12 protein-coding genes and 1 pseudogene are annotated in these 16,061 nt (G+C 71.3%); 1 reads left to right on the forward strand and 12 read right to left on the reverse strand.

Going from position 1 to position 16,061, the window contains the following annotated elements:
• Positions 1–30 precede the first annotated feature (30 nt).
• From ACIGA3_RS07610 to ACIGA3_RS07630, 5 genes and pseudogenes are all read right to left on the reverse strand, one after another.
• Positions 31–537: pseudogene (locus ACIGA3_RS07610) on the reverse strand (O-acetyl-ADP-ribose deacetylase).
• Positions 534–1,952, reverse strand: coding sequence for a phytoene desaturase family protein (locus ACIGA3_RS07615; protein ID WP_399711514.1), 1,419 nt, complete (start codon positions 1,950–1,952; stop codon positions 534–536). The pseudogene ACIGA3_RS07610 and the gene ACIGA3_RS07615 overlap by 4 nt, the downstream one beginning before the upstream one ends.
• Positions 1,953–2,031: 79 nt before the next feature.
• A complete protein-coding gene (locus ACIGA3_RS07620; RefSeq protein ID WP_399711516.1) occupies positions 2,032–2,877 on the reverse strand; it encodes an inositol monophosphatase family protein in 846 nt (281 codons plus the stop codon).
• A gap of 71 nt (positions 2,878–2,948) precedes the next feature.
• A complete protein-coding gene (locus ACIGA3_RS07625) occupies positions 2,949–4,745 on the reverse strand; it encodes a gamma-glutamyltransferase family protein (RefSeq protein WP_399711518.1) in 1,797 nt (598 codons plus the stop codon).
• Between the two features lie 134 nt (positions 4,746–4,879).
• Positions 4,880–6,028, reverse strand: coding sequence for a S1 family peptidase (locus ACIGA3_RS07630; protein ID WP_399711520.1), 1,149 nt, complete (start codon positions 6,026–6,028; stop codon positions 4,880–4,882).
• Positions 6,029–6,301: 273 nt separating this feature from the next.
• Here ACIGA3_RS07630 and ACIGA3_RS07635 point away from each other — a divergent pair, with 273 nt between their 5' ends.
• Positions 6,302–6,973 (forward strand): hypothetical protein, encoded by a 672-nt coding sequence (locus tag ACIGA3_RS07635; RefSeq protein WP_399711522.1) that lies wholly within the window; start codon positions 6,302–6,304, stop codon positions 6,971–6,973.
• Positions 6,974–7,019: 46 nt separating this feature from the next.
• On the opposite strand, the gene ACIGA3_RS07640 is transcribed toward ACIGA3_RS07635, so the two are convergent.
• The 7 genes from ACIGA3_RS07640 to ACIGA3_RS07670 form a co-directional block, all read right to left on the reverse strand.
• Positions 7,020–8,552 (reverse strand): NCS1 family nucleobase:cation symporter-1, encoded by a 1,533-nt coding sequence (locus ACIGA3_RS07640; RefSeq protein ID WP_399711524.1) that lies wholly within the window; start codon positions 8,550–8,552, stop codon positions 7,020–7,022.
• A gap of 132 nt (positions 8,553–8,684) precedes the next feature.
• Positions 8,685–9,704, reverse strand: a complete 1,020-nt coding sequence (locus tag ACIGA3_RS07645) for a TIGR03842 family LLM class F420-dependent oxidoreductase (protein WP_399711525.1) — start codon at positions 9,702–9,704, stop codon at positions 8,685–8,687.
• Positions 9,705–9,715: 11 nt separating this feature from the next.
• The gene (hydA, locus tag ACIGA3_RS07650) at positions 9,716–11,119 is read right to left on the reverse strand and encodes a dihydropyrimidinase (protein ID WP_399711527.1); all 1,404 of its coding nucleotides are present in this window, start codon (positions 11,117–11,119) and stop codon (positions 9,716–9,718) included.
• Between the two features lie 45 nt (positions 11,120–11,164).
• Positions 11,165–12,007, reverse strand: coding sequence for a nitrilase-related carbon-nitrogen hydrolase (locus tag ACIGA3_RS07655; protein ID WP_399711528.1), 843 nt, complete (start codon positions 12,005–12,007; stop codon positions 11,165–11,167).
• Between the two features lie 156 nt (positions 12,008–12,163).
• Positions 12,164–13,774 (reverse strand): PucR family transcriptional regulator, encoded by a 1,611-nt coding sequence (locus tag ACIGA3_RS07660; RefSeq protein WP_399711530.1) that lies wholly within the window; start codon positions 13,772–13,774, stop codon positions 12,164–12,166.
• A gap of 18 nt (positions 13,775–13,792) precedes the next feature.
• Positions 13,793–15,076, reverse strand: coding sequence for an aspartate aminotransferase family protein (locus ACIGA3_RS07665; protein ID WP_399711532.1), 1,284 nt, complete (start codon positions 15,074–15,076; stop codon positions 13,793–13,795).
• Positions 15,073–15,915, reverse strand: coding sequence for a nitrilase-related carbon-nitrogen hydrolase (locus ACIGA3_RS07670; protein WP_399711534.1), 843 nt, complete (start codon positions 15,913–15,915; stop codon positions 15,073–15,075). Before ACIGA3_RS07670 ends, ACIGA3_RS07665 begins: the two co-directional genes overlap by 4 nt.
• Positions 15,916–16,061 lie beyond the last annotated feature (146 nt).

Here is a 16,061-nt window from a genome sequence, read left to right on the forward strand (position 1 = left end):
GGTTCGGCCCGGAAAGACCCGATCGCCCGCCTACTCGCCCTCGCCTCCCACCCGCGAGGCGAACGCCTCGTACGCCCGCTCGTCGAAGAGGACGAAGGCACCTCCTCCACCCCCGTCCCGGTGCCCCGTACCGTCTCCACCGCGATGCGGGCCGCGTCGTCCAGCGGCCAGCCGTAGACGCCGGCCGAGACGGCGGGGAACGCCACTGTGCGGGCGCCCAGCTCGTCGGCGATACGTAGCGACTCCCGGTAGCAGGAGGCCAGTTGGGAGGAGCCATCCTCCTGGGTGGAGTGGCGCGGGCCCACCGTGTGGACAACCCACTCGGCCAGAAGATCCCCCGCCGTCGTGGCGACCGCCTCGCCCGTGGGGAGGCCGCCGCCGTACCGAGAGGCAGGCGGCCAGGATCGCAGCCCCGCCCCGCCGATGGATCGCCCCGTCCACCCCTCCCCCGCCCAGCAAAGAAGAGTTCGCCGCGTTGACGATCGCGTCCACCCGCTGCTCGGTGATGTCCCCCTGCACAAGCGTGATCGTGGTCATCGTTGCCTCAGCCTCCTCCAGACTTCCTTCGCCGCGTTGTGGCCCGACATGCCGTGTACCCCAGCGCCGGGCGGAGTGGCGGAGGAGCAGAGGAACACGGCGGGGTGCGGGGTGCGGTACGGAAACAGCGTGGGGCGGGGGCGCAACAGGAGTTGGAGGCCGTCCACCGCGCCGCAGGCGATGTCGCCGCCGATGTAGTTGGCGTTGCGGGCCGCCAGTTCGGGTGGGCCCGCCGTGGCGCGGGCGAGGACGCGGTCACGGAAGCCGGGGGCGAAGCGCTCCAGTTGGCGTTCGATCGCGTCCGTGAGGTCGCCCTGCCAGCCGTTCGGGACGTGGCCGTACACCCAGAAGACGTGCTTGCCCTCGGGTGCGCGGGTGGGGTCGGCCACGCTGGGCTGCACGGTGATCAGGAACGGCGGGTCGGGGGCGCGGTCCTCGCGGGACGCGGCGCGCAGGGCCCGGTCGATCTCGGCCCGGTTCGCGCCGAGCTGCACGGTGCCCGCGCGGCGGGCCTCGGGGGCGGTCCACGGAACCGGGCCGTCCAGCGCGTAGTCGATCTTGAAGACGCTGGGGCCGTAGCGGTATCCGTCGTAGTAGCCGCCGAAGCCGGCGATGCGGGCCAGCGCGGTGGGTGAGGTGTCGAAGATGTAGGCGCGGGCCGGCGGCAGGTCGTCCAGCCGTTTGACCTCGTAGTCGGTGTGCACCGTGCCTCCGAGGTCGACGAGGTAGGCCGTGAGCGCGTCGGAGATCGACTGGGAGCCGCCCAGCGGCACCGGCCAGCCCCGCGCGTGCGCGGCGAGCGCGAAGACCAGACCGATGGCTCCGGTGCCGAAGCCGCTCAGCGGGGCGATGGCGTGGGCGACCAGCCCGGAGAACAGGGCCTTGAACCGCTCGTCGTGGAAGCGGCTCATCAGGGCCGTTGCGGGCGGCAGGCCGGCCAGGCCGAAGCGGGCCAGCGTGAGGGGGTCGCGCGGCAGGGCGGTCAGCGGCAGGGACATGAAGTCCCGCAGCAGCGTGTCCCAGCGGTGCAGGAAGGGGGTGATCAGCCTGCGGTACGCGCCCGCGTCGCGCGGGCCGAAGGAGGCCGCGGTCTCGGCGACCGAGCGGGCCAGCACCGCCGCGCTGCCGTCCAGGAACGGGTGGGCCATGGGCAGCTCGGGGTGCAGCCACCGCAGCCCGTACCGCTCCAGCGGCATCGCGCGGAACGCGGGTGAGTTGACCCCGAGGGGATGCGCGGCCGAACAAGGGTCGTGCCGGAAGCCGGGCAGCGTCAGTTCCTCGGTGCGGGCGCCCCCGCCCACGGTGGACCGCGCCTCGAAGACGGCCACGGAGAAGCCCCGGCGGGCCAGCTCCACGGCGGCGGTCAGCCCGTTCGGCCCCGCTCCCACCACGACCGCGTCCAGCATCGACGGCACCTTCCGACCCCCTCGTCAGCCGATGGCAACTCGGATCAGCATAGGCCGGGGCCCTCGGCACTCCCCGGCCCCGGACGGCTCAGGACGCGGTGCGCAGCAGTTCCCCGACCTTGCGGGCCGTGGTGGCGTCGCGGGCGGCGGTGAACGGCAGCGCGTTGCCCCCGGTTATGCGGAAGGGCTCTCCGGTGAGGGTGAGGTGGGCGCCGCCCGCCTCCTCCACCAGCAGCAGGCCCGCCGCGTGGTCCCAGGCGGCCTCCCAGGAGAAGGCCACGGCGTCGGTCTCGCCCCGGGCGATCGCCAGGTACTCCAGGCCCGCCGAGCCGCAGGAACGCGGGGCCACCCCGTCGGTCCACAGGGCGCGCAGCGCGCGCTTCTGCTCCTCGGTGGTGTAGTCGGGGTGGGAGACGGCCACGGCCAGGTCCCGGCCGGGCTCGGGCGGCCCGGCGAACAGCCGCTCCCCGTCCAGGAAGGCGCCCTGGCCGCGCACGGCGGTGGCGAACTGGTCGCGGACCGGCGCGTACGTCCAGGAGGCCAGCACGGTGCCCCGGTGGGCGAGCGCGACCAGGGTGCAGAAGCCGTCGTTGCCGTGCACGAACTGGCGGGTGCCGTCGACCGGGTCGATGATCCACACCGGTGCGTCGCCCCGGATGGCGTCGTACGTCGCCGGGTTCGCGTGCACGGCCTCCTCGCCGACCACGACGGAGCCGGGCAGCAGAGCGCTCAGCTCCTCGGTGAGAAACCGCTCGGCGAGCCGGTCGGCGTCGGTCACCAGGTCGTGCGGCCCGCTCTTCTGGTCCACCTCGTGCTCGGCCAGACGGCGGAAGCGGGGCAGGATCTCGGTGGCCGCGGCCTTGCGGATCGCCTCCTCCACGTCGGCGGAGTGGTGGGCGAGAAACTCCTCGATGGTTCCGGTGTCGTCGATCATGTGTCCATGAGACCACGCTCCGCCGACATCCCCCTCCCGGCTGTGGATAACCTCCCGGCCGGCCGGGGTGCTCAGCGGCCGACCGCGTACCCCTGCATGCCGCGCGGGTTGGCCGCGGCGGACAGGACGCCGGTGGCCGGGTCGCGGGCGACCGCGCACACGCGGCCCTCCGACCAGGCGGGTCCTACGGTCACGTCGTGTCCCCGGCGGCGCAGCTCGGCGACGACCTCCTCCGGCATGCGGGACTCGACGGTCACGCTGCCGGGCTGCTGACCGCGCGGGTAGAAGGAGCTGGGGAAGCCGTCGTTGTGCCAGTTCGGGGCGTCGATGGCGCCCTGGAGGTCGAGGCCGCCCCGGACCGGTGCGCGCAGCGCCGCCGCGAGGAAGAAGTGCGTCTGCCACTGGTCCTGCTGGTCGCCGCCGGGGGTGCCGAAGGCCAGCACCGGCACACCGTCGCGCAGGGCGAGGGACGGGGAGAGAGTCGTACGGGGGCGGCGGCCCGGCATCAGCGTGTTGGGCAGGCCGTCCTCCAGCCAGGTCATCTGGAGCCGGGTGCCGAGGGGGAAGCCCAGTTCGGGCACGACCGGGTTGGACTGGAGCCAGCCGCCGCTGGGCGTGGCGGCGATCATGTTGCCCCAGCGGTCAACCACGTCGAGGTGGCAGGTGTCCCCACGCGTGGTGCCGTCGGCGCTCACGCGGGGCTCGCCCGGTACGGCCACGGTGGGCTCGCCCACCCCCATGGCGCCGAGCGGCACGCGCGCGTGCACCTGCTTCGGCAGGCAGGGCGTACGCCCGCCGGGGCTCCCCGGCCTCAGCTCCCAGGAGGCGTCGTCGCCGATCAGGTCCCGCCGGGCGGTGTTGTACTCCTGCGACAGCAGCTCGGTGAGCGGTACCTCGGCGGCGTCGCCGTACCACGCCTCGCGGTCGGCCATGGCGAGCTTGCAGCCCTCGGTCAGCAGGTGGACGTAGTCGGCGCTGCCGTAGGCCGGGAGGTCGGCCGGGAGCAGGGCGAGCTGCTGGAGGAGGGCCGGGCCCTGGCTCCAGGGGCCCGCCTTGCAGAGGGTCCAGCCGTTCCAGTCGTAGGTGGCCGGAGCCTCGTACGTCGCCGTCCAGTCCGCGAGGTCGGCCTCGGTGAGGGTGCCGGTGTGGTGAGTGCCGGTGGAGTCGAGGGTGGGGCGGCGGGACTGGCGGAGCAGGGCTTCGGCGATGAAGCCCGTACGCCACACCGCGCGGGCGGCGTCGATACGGGCCTCCCGGTCGCCCGCGCCGGACGTCTCCGCCAGCAGCCGCTTCCAGGTGGCGGCGAGGGCCGGGTTGCGGAGCAGCTCACCGGGGCGGGGTGCGTGGCCGCCGGGCAGGTACACCTCGGCCGAGCCGGCCCACTCGGTCTCGAACAGCTCCCGCATCCTCTCCACGGTCGCGGTGACGTTCTCCACGGGCGGGTGGCCGTGCTCGGCGTACCCGATGGCGTATTTCAGCACCTCGTCCAGAGGTTTGGTGCCGTGGTCGCGCAGAAGCAGCAGCCAGGCGTCGAAGGCGCCGGGCACGGCGGCCGCGAGGGGACCGGTGGCGGGTACGAGGTCCAGTCCGAGGCCCCGGTAGTGCGCGACGGTGGCGCCCGCCGGGGCGACACCCTGGCCGCACAGGACCCGCACCTCGCCGTCGGCCGGGGCGAGCAGGATGGGCACCTCGCCCGCCGGGCCGTTCAGGTGCGGTTCCACGACGTGCAGGACGAACGCGCCGGCCACGGCCGCGTCGAAGGCGTTGCCGCCGTCCTCCAGCACGGCCATGGCCGACTGCGAGGCCAGCCAGTGGGTGCTGGACACCATGCCGAAGGTGCCCTGGAGGGTGGGACGGGTGGTGAACATGCGGCCTCTTCTCTGCACGGTCTCTCTCTGACCGAGGACTCATGCAGGATGAAACGTGTTCTGCCGAGGCCGGCGCAAGAGGGCGCGAAGGCTCCGCAGGCAGGTCGCCCGCGGAGCCCGTGGTGCGCGCAGGGTCAGGCGGTGTGCAGGGTCAGGCCGTAGCGGCCCAGGATCTCGTTGATCGGCTGGAACCAGGTCTCGCCGCCGCTGGAGCAGTTGCCCCAGCCGCCGGAGGTGACGCCCTGGGCCTGGTCGCCGCTGATGAACGAGCCGCCGGAGTCGCCGGGTTCGGCGCACACGTTGGTCTTGGTGACCTGGTGCACCGCGCCCTGGCTGTAGTTGACGGTCTCGTTGAGGGCGAGGACGGTGCCACAGTGCCAGTGGGTCGTGGAGCCGGAGCGGCAGATGGAGGTGCCGGGCGGTGCCACGTTGGAGCCGCGCACCAGCTGGTCGGAGACGGTGCCCCAGCCGAGCACGACCGGTACGGTCCACCAGCCGCTGCCCACGTTGATCCAGGCGTAGTCGTTGTCGGGGAACGACGAGCCCTGGAAGTTACCGACGTAGGACCGGTCCCAGCCGTACACGGCGGCGGACGGCTGGCCGCAGTGACCGGCGGTGACGAAGCCGCCGTACACCGAGAAGCCGATGGAACAGCGGACGTTGCCCGTGTAGAACGGGTCTCCGCCGACCGTGCCTGCCGCGAGGGTGCTCGCCGATTCGGCGACCTTGTTGACGGTGACGGGACCCGCCCGGCGGGCGCTCGCCAGGAAGCGCTGGACATCGTTGTCGGCGGCCTTGGAGCGGACCACGTCGATCACGACGGACCCGGCACTCGGGTCGGCGCGCCAACTGGTCACGGACTTGGGGGCCTTGAGGCGGTCGACGCGAGCCTTGGCCGCGTTCAGCTCGCGGGCGCTGTGCTCCACCGTGTGGACGGTGGCCCCGGCGTCGCGGAGCTTCTGGCGGACGCTCGCGGAGGCGTCGTCGGTCACGGCCACGGTCAGGCGGCCGCTCTTGGCGTCGAACCAGGAGCCGCCGTAAGCGGCACCGGCGGTGGCGCGGGCCTTCGGGTCAAGGTTGGTGGCCGCGCGCTCCGCCTTGAGGCGGGCCTCGGCCTGGGTCTTGGTGAGCCCGAAGTCGTGCTGCATGGCGGTCAGCAGGCTCTTGGAGGCGGGTGCTTCGCCGGCGTTCTGCGCGGAGGCGGGGAGGGTGCCCGCCGCGGAGAGGCCGCCGAGCATGAGGAGTGCGGCCGCGGCGGCGCGCATGACTCTCTTGCGTCTCATGGGGAGTTGCCCTTCGTCGTTCCAACGAGGTGGGGGTGGAACAGCCGATTTCTGAGAGCGCTCTCATCAGTGCGGGGCAGAGCCTAGCGGCACCTTCACAACAGGTCCATGCCAATCACACGCCATCCGTTCCGCCGGTTGACGCCCGCCCCGAGTCACCGGCCGAGTACACAGCGAGTTCGGGCTTCCGCGTCGCGTACCCCTCGTGTGAGACTGGCGTCCCCCGTCCCCGCAGCCCCCTTCCGTCACCCCCTCTCCCACGAGAAGTGCGCCGTGAGTTCTCTGCCTCTGCCGCTCGCCCTCACCGCTCGTCTGTCTCCGGTCGTCGTGCTGGCCGTCGCGGGCTGGGCCCTCAGCTCGGGCCCCGCCGCCACCGCCAACTCCGGTTCGGCACAAGGAAGTCAGGCGTCCACGGGTGCCTCCGCCGCCCCGGCCGCGTCCTCCGCCGCGCCCGCCGCCAAGACGTACGACGACGCGCCCGCACCCTGCACCGGCGTGCCCGTGGCCACCGTCAAGTCCCTGGTGCCCGGCGCGAAGACGGCGGGCAAGGAGATACCGTCCACCGACTCCCAGCTGCGCCGCACCTGTTCCTGGAACGCCCTCAAGGGCTACGACTACCGCTGGCTGGACGTGTCCTACGAGGTGACCGCCACCGACGAGGCCGCGGAGAAGGAGTACCAGCAGCGGGTCACCGAGAAGAGCGGCGGCGGAGCCGTGCCCGGTCTCGGTGACGGCGGCTACTCCGTCGTGAACCTCACCACCGAGGACAAGCAGCAGACCCGCGAGGGTGTGGTGCTGGCCCGGGTCGCCAACGCCCTGGTGGTCGTCACCTACAGCGGCAGCGACTTCGAGAGCAAGAAGGCCCCGGAGACCGCCACGATCAACAAGGGCGCCATCAAGGCGGCCAAGGACGCGGTGGCGTCCCTGCGGAGCGGCGCCAAGTGACGACGCAGCCCCGGCAACCGGTGTACGGCTGCCGGGGCTCCTGCCATCAACTCGGCGCCGGCTCAGTCCTCTTGCCGCTCACCAGCGTCAGCACCACGTACAGCACCAGCGACGTGCCGAGTCCGACCGCCCAGCCGTAGTTCGCCAGCGGGCTGAGGGCCGGGATCGGGCGGCCGTCGATCAGCGGGTGGAAGTCGGCGCCGCCGACGGCGAGGACACCGCCCACCACGAAGGCCACCACGGCCCGCCAGTTCCAGCCCCCCGAGTACCAGTAACGCCCGCCCGCGCGGTACAGGTCGGCAAGGTCGAGGCGGGTGCGGCGCAGGAACCAGTAGTCGGCGACGAGGATGCCCGCGACCGTGCCGAGCAGACCGCCGACCAGGCCGAGCCAGGTGAAGATGTAGCCCTGCGGGTCGGAGTACAGCCGCCACGGGAAGATCAGCACCGCGAGGACGGCGGTGATCAGGGCGCCGGTGCGGAAACTGACCTTGCGCGGCGCGACGTTGGAGAAGTCGAAGGCCGGCGAGACCAGGTTGGCCGCGATGTTCACGGAGAGGGTCGCCACCAGCACGGTGACCAGGGCGTAGATCAGGCCCACCACGTTGTCGGTCTTGGCGGCGAGCTGGACCGGGTCCCAGACCGGCTCGCCGTACACCGCCTGCGAACCCGAGGTGACCAGCACCGACAGGAACGCGAACAGGGTCATCGTCGTGGGAAGACCAAAAGCCTGGCCGAGCGTCTGGGCGCGCTGGCTGCGGCCGTAGCGGGTGAAGTCGGGAATGTTCAGGGAGAGGGTGGACCAGAAGCCGATCATGCCCATCAGGGAGGGCCAGAACAGCTTCCAGAAGTCGCCGCCCCAGCCCAGCTTGGACGGCTGGTCGAAGAGCGGGCCGACTCCCCCGGCCTGGTCGCTCATCCACCACAGCATCACGAACGCGCCGACCAGCACGAAGGGCGCGGCCCAGTTCTCGAAGCGGCGGATGGTCTCCATGCCCCGCAGGATGATGGCCACTTGGATCGCCCAGAAGATGGCGAAGGAGAGCCACATGGTCCAGGCGTAGCCGCCGATGTGCGAGGCGCCGGACCAGCTGTCGCCGATCAGCTTGCCGGCGAGGAAGAAGATGGCCTCGCCGCCGATCCAGGTCTGGATGCCGAACCAGCCGCACGCCACCAACGCCCGTACCACAGCTGGCAGGTTGGCCCCGCGCACGCCGAAGGAGGCGCGGGCGAACACCGGGAAGGGGATGCCGTACTTGGGGCCCGCGTGCCCGGTGAGCAGCATCGGCACCAGCACGATCAGGTTGGCCAGGGCGATGGTGAACACGGCCTGTTTCCAGTCCATGCCGACCGCGATCAGACCCGAAGCGAGCGTCCAGGAGGCGGTGTTGTGGGCCATGCCGACCCACAGTGCGGAGAAGTTGTACGTCGTCCAGGTCCGCTTGGCGGCGGGTACGGGGAGCAGGTCCTCGTTGGCGTAGGGGCCGCTGGGCACCGGCGCGCCGGGGGCGATCTCCACCCGGCCGTCGGCGAGGGTGACTTGGTCGGCCGGTGGTATGGCCGGGGGTGCTGTGTCGGTCATGGTGCAGGCCAATCGGATGGGAGGGTCGGGACAGGCCGTGCGGGGGGGTGCGTCCCGTAAGGGTTCCGTACGGGCGTCCTGGCCCCCTTCCCGCGCGGGGCGGGAAGGGGGAGTTCGATTCGCCTGCCGTGCTCAGGCGTTGACGGCGGGGATCACCTTCGAGCCGTAGGCGTCGATGGTGGCCTCCTGCGCGTCGTGCATGTCGTACACCGCGAACTGGTCGACGCCCAGGGCCCGTAGGGCGTTCAGCTTCTCGATGTGGGTCTCGACCGGGCCGATCAGGCAGAACCGGTCGACGATCTCGTCGGGCACGAACTGGGTGTCGGGGTTGCCGCTGCGCCCGTGGTGGGCGTAGTCGTAGCCCTGGCGGGCCTTGATGTAGTCGGTGAGTTCGTCGGGGATCTGCGCGGAGTGCTCGCCGTAGCGGGAGACGAGGTCGGCCACGTGGTTGCCGACCATGCCGCCGAACCAGCGGCACTGTTCGCGGGCGTGGGCGAGCGCCTCGGGCGAGTCGTCGTCGGTGACGTAGGCGGGGGCGGCCACGCAGATGGTGACCTCGTCAGGGTCGCGGCCGGCGGCGACGGCCGCGTCCTTGACGGCCTTCACCATGTACTCGGTGAGGTAGAGGTCGGCGAGCTGGAGGATGAAGCCGTCGGCCTCCTCGCCGGTCATCTTCAGCGCCTTGGGCCCGTACGCGGCCATCCAGACGGGGAGTTCAGCGCCCGGACGCACCCACGGCAGACGGATCGGGGTGCCGCCGAGGTCGGTCTCCTCGCCCCGGCCGAGGGCGCGGATGACCTTCATGGCCTCGCTGATCCGGGCGAGGGTGTTGGGCTTGCGGCCCGCGACGCGCATGGCGGAGTCGCCGCGGCCGATGCCGCACACCGTGCGGTTGCCGTACATGTCGTTGAGGGTGGCGAAGGTGGAGGCGGTGACCTCCCAGGTGCGGGTGCCCGGATTGGTGACCATCGGTCCGACGGTCAGCCGGTCGGTGTTCGCCAGGATCTGGCTGTAGATGACGAACGGTTCCTGCCAGAGCACGGCCGAGTCGAAGGTCCAGCCGTGGGTGAAGCCGTTGCGCTCGGCCCGCTTCATCAGGTCGATGACGCGGGAGGCGGGCGGGTCGGTCTGGAGTACGAGTCCGAAGTCCATGAGCACCGGTCCTAGTTGAGGTACTGACAGGTGGAGCGCGGGGTGTAGACGCCGTGCCCGGCGTGGCCGGTGTACTCCCGGTCGGTGATCACGGGTACGCCGCGCGAGAGGACCGTCTCGACCCGGCCGGTGATCCGCCTGCCCTCGTACGCCGAGTAGTCGACGTTCATGTGGTGTGTCTCGGCCGAGATCACCTGCTCGGCGTGCGGGTCGTAGATCACCACGTCGGCGTCGGCGCCGGGCGCGATGGTGCCCTTCTTCGGGTACATGCCGAACATGCGGGCCGGGGTGGCGCAGGCGATCTCGATCCAGCGGCGGCGCGAGATGTGGCCGTCGACCACGGCCTGGTGGAGGAGGTCCATACGGTTCTCCACGCCCGGCATCCCGTTGGGGATCTTGGAGAAGTCGCCCCGGCCCAGCTCCTTCTGGCCCGAGAAGCAGAACGGGCAGTGGTCGGTGGAGACCACCTGGAGGTCGTTGGTGCGCAGACCCCGCCACAGGGCGGCCTGGTGGTCCCTGGGCCGCAGCGGGGTGCTGCAGACGTACTTGGCGCCCTCGAAGTCCGGCTCGGCGAGGTTGTCGGTGGACAGGAACAGGTACTGCGGGCAGGTCTCGCCGAAGACGTTCAGCCCCTCGTCGCGGGCCCGTGTCAGCTCCGCCACCGCCTCCTGCGCCGAGACGTGCACGACGTACAGGGGCGCGCCGGCGACCTGGGCCAGCTTGATCGCGCGGTGGGTGGCCTCGGCCTCCAGCAGGGCCTTGCGGACCTCGCCGTGATAGCGCGGGTCGGTCTCGCCGCGCGCGAGGGCCTGCTCGACCAGGACGTCGATGGCGATGCCGTTCTCGGCGTGCATCATGATCAGCCCGCCGTTCTCGGCGGCACGCTGCATGGCGCGGAGGATCTGGCCGTCGTCGGAGTAGAAGACGCCGGGGTAGGCCATGAACTGCTTGAACGAGGTCACGCCCTCCTCGACCAGCAGGTCCATCTCCTTGAGCGTCTCCTGGTTCACATCGGAGACGATCATGTGGAAGCCGTAGTCGATGGCGCAGTTGCCCTCGGCCTTCTGGTGCCAGGCGTCCAGGCCCTCGCGCAGGGTGCCGCCGACGCTCTGGATGGCGAAGTCAACGATGGTGGTGGTGCCGCCCCAGGCGGCGGCGCGGGTGCCGGTCTCGAAGGTGTCGGCGGCGTAGGTGCCGCCGAACGGCATCTCCATGTGGGTGTGGCCGTCGACGCCGCCCGGGATGACGTACTTCCCGGTCGCGTCGAGGACCCGCTCGGCGGTGAACGCCTCGGCGGCGGGGGTGCCGGTGGCGGCGAGGGCGGCGATACGGCCGTCCTCGATGAGTACGTCGGCGTGGATCTCGTCGGAGGCGGTGATGACGAGACCGTTGCGGATGAGGGTACGGGTGCCCATGCTCCTACTCCTGGATCGAACGGCCTTCTGCGGAAGGTCTGTCGGCTACGGCGCCGTGAGCGGGCTGTACGTGCCCGGCTCGCGGTCCCGGTAGAACTGCCAGCGGTCGCGGACCTCGCGCAACTTGGCCATGTCCAGGTCGCGTACGACGAGTTCGGTCTCCTTGTCGCTGGCGACCTCGCCGACGAACTGGGCCTCCGGGTCCACGAAGTACGTGGTGCCGTAGAAGTCGTTGTCGCCCAGGTCCTCCACGCCGACCCGGTTGATCGCGCCGACGAAGTACTCGTTGGCGACGGCGGCCGCCGGCTGCTCCAACTGCCAGAGGTAGCGGGAGAGTCCGCGTGAGGTGGCCGAGGGGTTGAAGACGATCTCGGCTCCGGCGAGGCCCAACGCCCGCCAGCCTTCCGGGAAGTGGCGGTCGTAGCAGATGTAGACGCCGATCCGGCCGACAGCGGTGTCGAAGACGGGCCAGCCGCTGTTGCCGGGACGGAAGTAGAACTTCTCCCAGAATCCCTGGACCTGGGGGATGTGGGTCTTGCGGTACTTGCCCAGGTAGGAGCCGTCCGCGTCGATCACGGCGGCGGTGTTGTACAGGACCCCGGGCTGCTCCTCCTCGTACATGGGCAGCACCAGGACGATGCCCAGTTCCTTCGCCAGCGCCTGGAAGCGGCGGACGGTGGGGCCCTCGGGGATCTGCTCGGCGTACTCGTAGAACGCCTTGTCCTGGACCTGGCAGAAGTAGGGGCCGTAGAACAGCTCCTGGAAGCAGAGGACCTGGGCGCCCTGGGCGGCGGCGTCGCGGGCCGCCTGCTCATGCACCTGGATCATGGATTCCTTGTCGCCCGTCCAGGCCGTCTGGAAGAGGGCGGCGCGGATCACTCGGCTCATCGGGACCTCCGGATAGCTCGACGTAGGGGGAGCCTAAGAAGGTTGCGCGGCCGGTTTGAGTGGCAGCGTGTCACGTCTGCGGGGTGCGGGCGTGCCACCGTGTCACGTCTTGCCGTGGCCATGTTTCACCGCCGTTTTCCCAGGTCGTGGCATGTTTCAGCCCTGTTGCGCGTCGTGTGCGAGGAGTGCGATGTGCACGGAGGCCGCCTGTTCGAAGTCGTCCAGGTCGATCCCGAGCCGCGTCTGTATGACCTCCAGCCGGCGGTACAGCGCGGGCCGGGAGACGTGGTGGAGCTGGGCGGTGCGGGACTTGTTGCGGCCGGTCGCGAGGTAGGTGCGCAGGACGTCCAGCAGCTCCCCCTCACCGCCGCACAGCAGGCCGTCCAGCTCGCGTTCGGCGAAGGACTGCACCTGGGGGTCGTCGCGCAGCAGCCGGATCAGCCCGCGCAGATGTACGTCCCGCAGCCGGACCACGGCGGGCGGGTCGAGGGCTCCCCCGGCGACGGCGTCCGCGACGTGCCGGGCCTCGCGCAGCCCGGCGGGGACGTCGTCCCAGCAGGTGCGCGGGTCGGCGGCGGCGATCACCGCGTCCGGCAGGTCCGGGGTGCGCAGCCGGGCGGCGAGGCGGGCGGTGAGCGCCTCGGCGTCCTGGTCGCGGGCGAGGCTGAGCAGTACGGCGGTTGCGCCGTCGGCCAGTTCCGCGACGAGCCCGGTCAGGCCGAGCGTGCGCAGCACCCGGTCGAGCCGCTCGGGCTCGGCGCCGGGCACGACGAGCGGCACGAACGTCCGCCGGTTGACGGGGAGTCCGGCCGCGCGGGCCCTGGGCAGCAGGTGGCGGGCGGGTACGGTCCCGGAGGCGAGGTCGGTCAGCAGCCCGTGCGCGGACTGCTCCTCCCAGGTGCGCCCGGAGGCGCCGCCGAGCATCCGGTGCAGTACCAGCGCCTCGGCGGCCCGGTCGGCGAGGAGGCGCCCGGTGGCCGTGTCGCCCCGGTACCCGCACAGCAGCAGCCTGCCCCAGCGTTCCCCGCGGCCGCCCAGCTCCGCGCGGACCCAGCCGTCGCCCTCGCTGCCTCCCCCAGTGCCTGAAAGGCCTGGGTGGTGCCCCCATGCCTGCCGGGCGATGCGCTCCCAGTCACGCAGCACGTCGTCCACGGCAGGCCGTTCCCCCGCCGTGGCGAGGACGCGGTGCGCGAGGTTGGTGAGGACGACGGGACACCCGCTGTGCTGGGCGACCTCGTCCAGCAGCCGTTGCAGCGGGGCGCCGGAGGTGATCAGCGCGGTGAGGCTGGTGCGGACGGCCTCGGACAGGCTGACGGCGGCGAACTTCCTCCGCACCAGCCGGGATTGGACCTCTTCGGTGAGTTCGGCGAAGGGGAAGGGCCGGTGCAGCACGACCAGCGGCAGCCCGCACCGCTCGGCGGCCCGGCGCATCACCTCGGGCGGCGTGGGGAAGGCGCGGCCGAGTCCGAGGACGACGGCGGCGGCCTCCGCCCGGTGCAGCGACTGGATGTACGCGGCCTGCTTGGCCTCGTCACCGGCGAGCAGCACCCCGGTGGTGAGCACCATCTCGCCGCCGCTGAGCATCACGCCCACGTCGGCGGCCTCGGCCACGTGCACCCAGCGCACGGCCCGGTCGAGCCCGTCGGCCCCGGCCACCACCTCGGGCTCCCCGGCGAGTACCCGTTCCAGCGTGAGCACCTGCCGGACGGACAGGGCCGGTTCCTCCGGCCGCCAGGATGCGTGCCGGGAATCCGAGGTGGTGGTCATCCGATGGAACCTCGTTCTCTAGTACGTGCTCCCCAGCGCGCTTTCGAGGATCGCCGCGCCTTCCTCGGCCTCCGCGACGGTGAGCGTCAGCGGCGGGGCGATGCGCAGGACGCTGGTGTTGTGGCCGCCGCCCTTGCCGATGAGCAGGCCGTTCTCGCGGGCCGTCTCCAGGACCGCGGCGGCCGCGATCGGGTCGGCCTCGTCGGTGCCCGGCTTCACCAGTTCGACGCCGATCATCAGCCCCCGGCCGCGCACCTCGCGGACACCGGGAAGCCTGGCGGTGACGGCGCGCAGCAGCTCGATGAGCAGGCCGCCGACCCGGCGGGCGTTGCCCTGGAGGTCGTGTTCGAGGTGGTAGGCGAGGTTGGCGAGGCCGCCCGCCATGGTGATCTGGGTGCCGCCGAAGGTGGAGATGCTGTTGGCGTCGACGCAGTTCATGATCTCGGCGCGGGCGATCACCCCGCCGATGGACATGCCGTTGCCGATGCCCTTGGCGAAGGTGACGATGTCCGGCGGGCCGCTGCGGTCGTGCGCCTGCCAGCCCCAGAAGTGCTCGCCGGTCCTGCCCCAGCCGGTCTGGACCTCGTCGGAGATCCACAGGACGCCGTGCTCGTGGAGGACTTCACGGAACGCCGCGTACAGGCCGTCCGGCGGGGAGGTGAAGCCGCCGACGCCCTGGATGGGTTCGGCGATCAGCGCGACCGGGGGCCGGGTCTGGCCGAGGAGGTCGCGCAGGTCGGCCACGCAGGCGTTGATGAACGCGCGGTCGTCCAGGTCCGCGTACGGGCCCCGGGTGCGGACCCCGCCGTGCACGTAGAGGGTCTGGAGCGGGGAGAGGGAGGTCGGGGACCAGGCGCGGTTGCCGGTGATGCCGACCGCGCCGAAGGAGCGCCCGTGGTAGCTGTTGCGCATCGCCAGGACGGTGTTGCCCTGGCGGTAGGTGGTGGCGAGCAGCATCGCCGTGTCGTTGGCCTCGGTGCCGGAGGTGGTGAAGAAGACCCGCGCGTCCGGAATGCCGCTCAACATGGCGATGCGCTCGGCCAGTTCGACCATCGGCCGGTTGAGATAGAGGGTCGAGGAGTGGATGATCCGGCCGGCCTGCTCAGCTACCGCCTTGGTGACCTCGGGCAGGGCGTGCGCGGTCATGGTGGTGAGGATGCCGCCGAAGAAGTCCAGGTAGCGGTTGCCCTGGGCGTCCCAGACGTGGCGGCCCTCGCCGTGGGTGATCTCCAGCGGGTCGTCGTAGTAGAGGGCGAGCCAGTCGGGCATGACGCCGCGGTGGCGGGCGTACAGGTCGTTCACGGGTTCACCAGCCCCTCGTAGGCGTCGGGGCGGCGGTCGCGGTAGAACGCCCACTGCTGCCGGACCTCGTCGATGAGGTCGAAGTCCAGGTCCCGGATGAGGAGTTCCTCGGCCTTGTCGTCCCCCGTCTCGCCGACGAACTGGCCGCGCGGGTCCACGAAGTACGAGGTGCCGTAGAAGTCGTTGTCGCCGTACTCCTCCCGGCCGACGCGGTTGATGGCGGCGACGAAGTACTCGTTGGCGACGGCCGCGGCGGGCTGCTCCAGCTGCCAGAGGTGGGAGGAGAGGCCGCGGTGGGTGGCTGACGGGTTGTAGACCAACTGTGCTCCATTGAGACCCAGTTGGCGCCAGCCCTCCGGGAAGTGCCGGTCGTAGCAGATGTATACGCCGACCTTGCCGACCGCCGTGTCGAAGACGGGCCAGCCGAGGTTGCCCGGTTTGAAGTAGTACTTCTCCCAGAAGCCCTTGACCTGGGGGATGTGGTGCTTGCGGTACTTGCCGAGGTAGCTGCCGTCGGCGTCGATCACGGCGGCGGTGTTGTAGTAGAAGCCGGAGCCGTCCACCTCGAAGACCGGGGCGACGATCACCATGCCGGTCTCGCGCGCCAGTTCTCGCATCCGGCGTACGGTCGGGCCGTCCGGCACCGGTTCCGCCCAGCGGTAGTGCTCCGGCTCCTGCACCTGGCAGAAGTAGGGGGCGTTGAAGACTTCCTGGAACCCGATGATCTGCGCGCCCCGGCGCGCGGCCTCGCGGGCGTACTCCTCGTGCTTCTCGATCATGGACTCGGTGTCGCCGGTCCAGGTGGCCTGAACCAGTGCGGCACGTACGACGTTGGCCATGAGCTGCTCCTTCGACGCGGCGTCCGAGCCTCTACGCCCGTAGAAACAGGCCGTAGAGGGACGAAAGTAAGCCTCTTGGACGCCCTTGCCAAGACCATCGTCGCCAACCCGCTGATTCGATCCCGTTTCACACCCCTGCGGGTGAG

The sequence above is a fragment of the Streptomyces sp. NPDC085596 genome (genome assembly GCF_044541565.1).
GTDB lineage: Bacteria > Actinomycetota > Actinomycetes > Streptomycetales > Streptomycetaceae > Streptomyces.

Coding starts and splice junctions, on each gene's coding strand:
- ACIGA3_RS07620 (WP_399711516.1), bottom strand. CDS start 2,877: ATGATCGACGACACCGGAACCATCGAGGAGTTTCTCGCCCACCACTCC.
- ACIGA3_RS07625 (WP_399711518.1), bottom strand. CDS start 4,745: ATGTTCACCACCCGTCCCACCCTCCAGGGCACCTTCGGCATGGTGTCC.
- ACIGA3_RS07630 (WP_399711520.1), bottom strand. CDS start 6,028: ATGAGACGCAAGAGAGTCATGCGCGCCGCCGCGGCCGCACTCCTCATG.
- ACIGA3_RS07640 (WP_399711524.1), bottom strand. CDS start 8,552: ATGACCGACACAGCACCCCCGGCCATACCACCGGCCGACCAAGTCACC.
- ACIGA3_RS07645 (WP_399711525.1), bottom strand. CDS start 9,704: ATGGACTTCGGACTCGTACTCCAGACCGACCCGCCCGCCTCCCGCGTC.
- hydA (WP_399711527.1), bottom strand. CDS start 11,119: ATGGGCACCCGTACCCTCATCCGCAACGGTCTCGTCATCACCGCCTCC.
- ACIGA3_RS07655 (WP_399711528.1), bottom strand. CDS start 12,007: ATGAGCCGAGTGATCCGCGCCGCCCTCTTCCAGACGGCCTGGACGGGC.
- ACIGA3_RS07660 (WP_399711530.1), bottom strand. CDS start 13,774: ATGACCACCACCTCGGATTCCCGGCACGCATCCTGGCGGCCGGAGGAA.
- ACIGA3_RS07670 (WP_399711534.1), bottom strand. CDS start 15,915: ATGGCCAACGTCGTACGTGCCGCACTGGTTCAGGCCACCTGGACCGGC.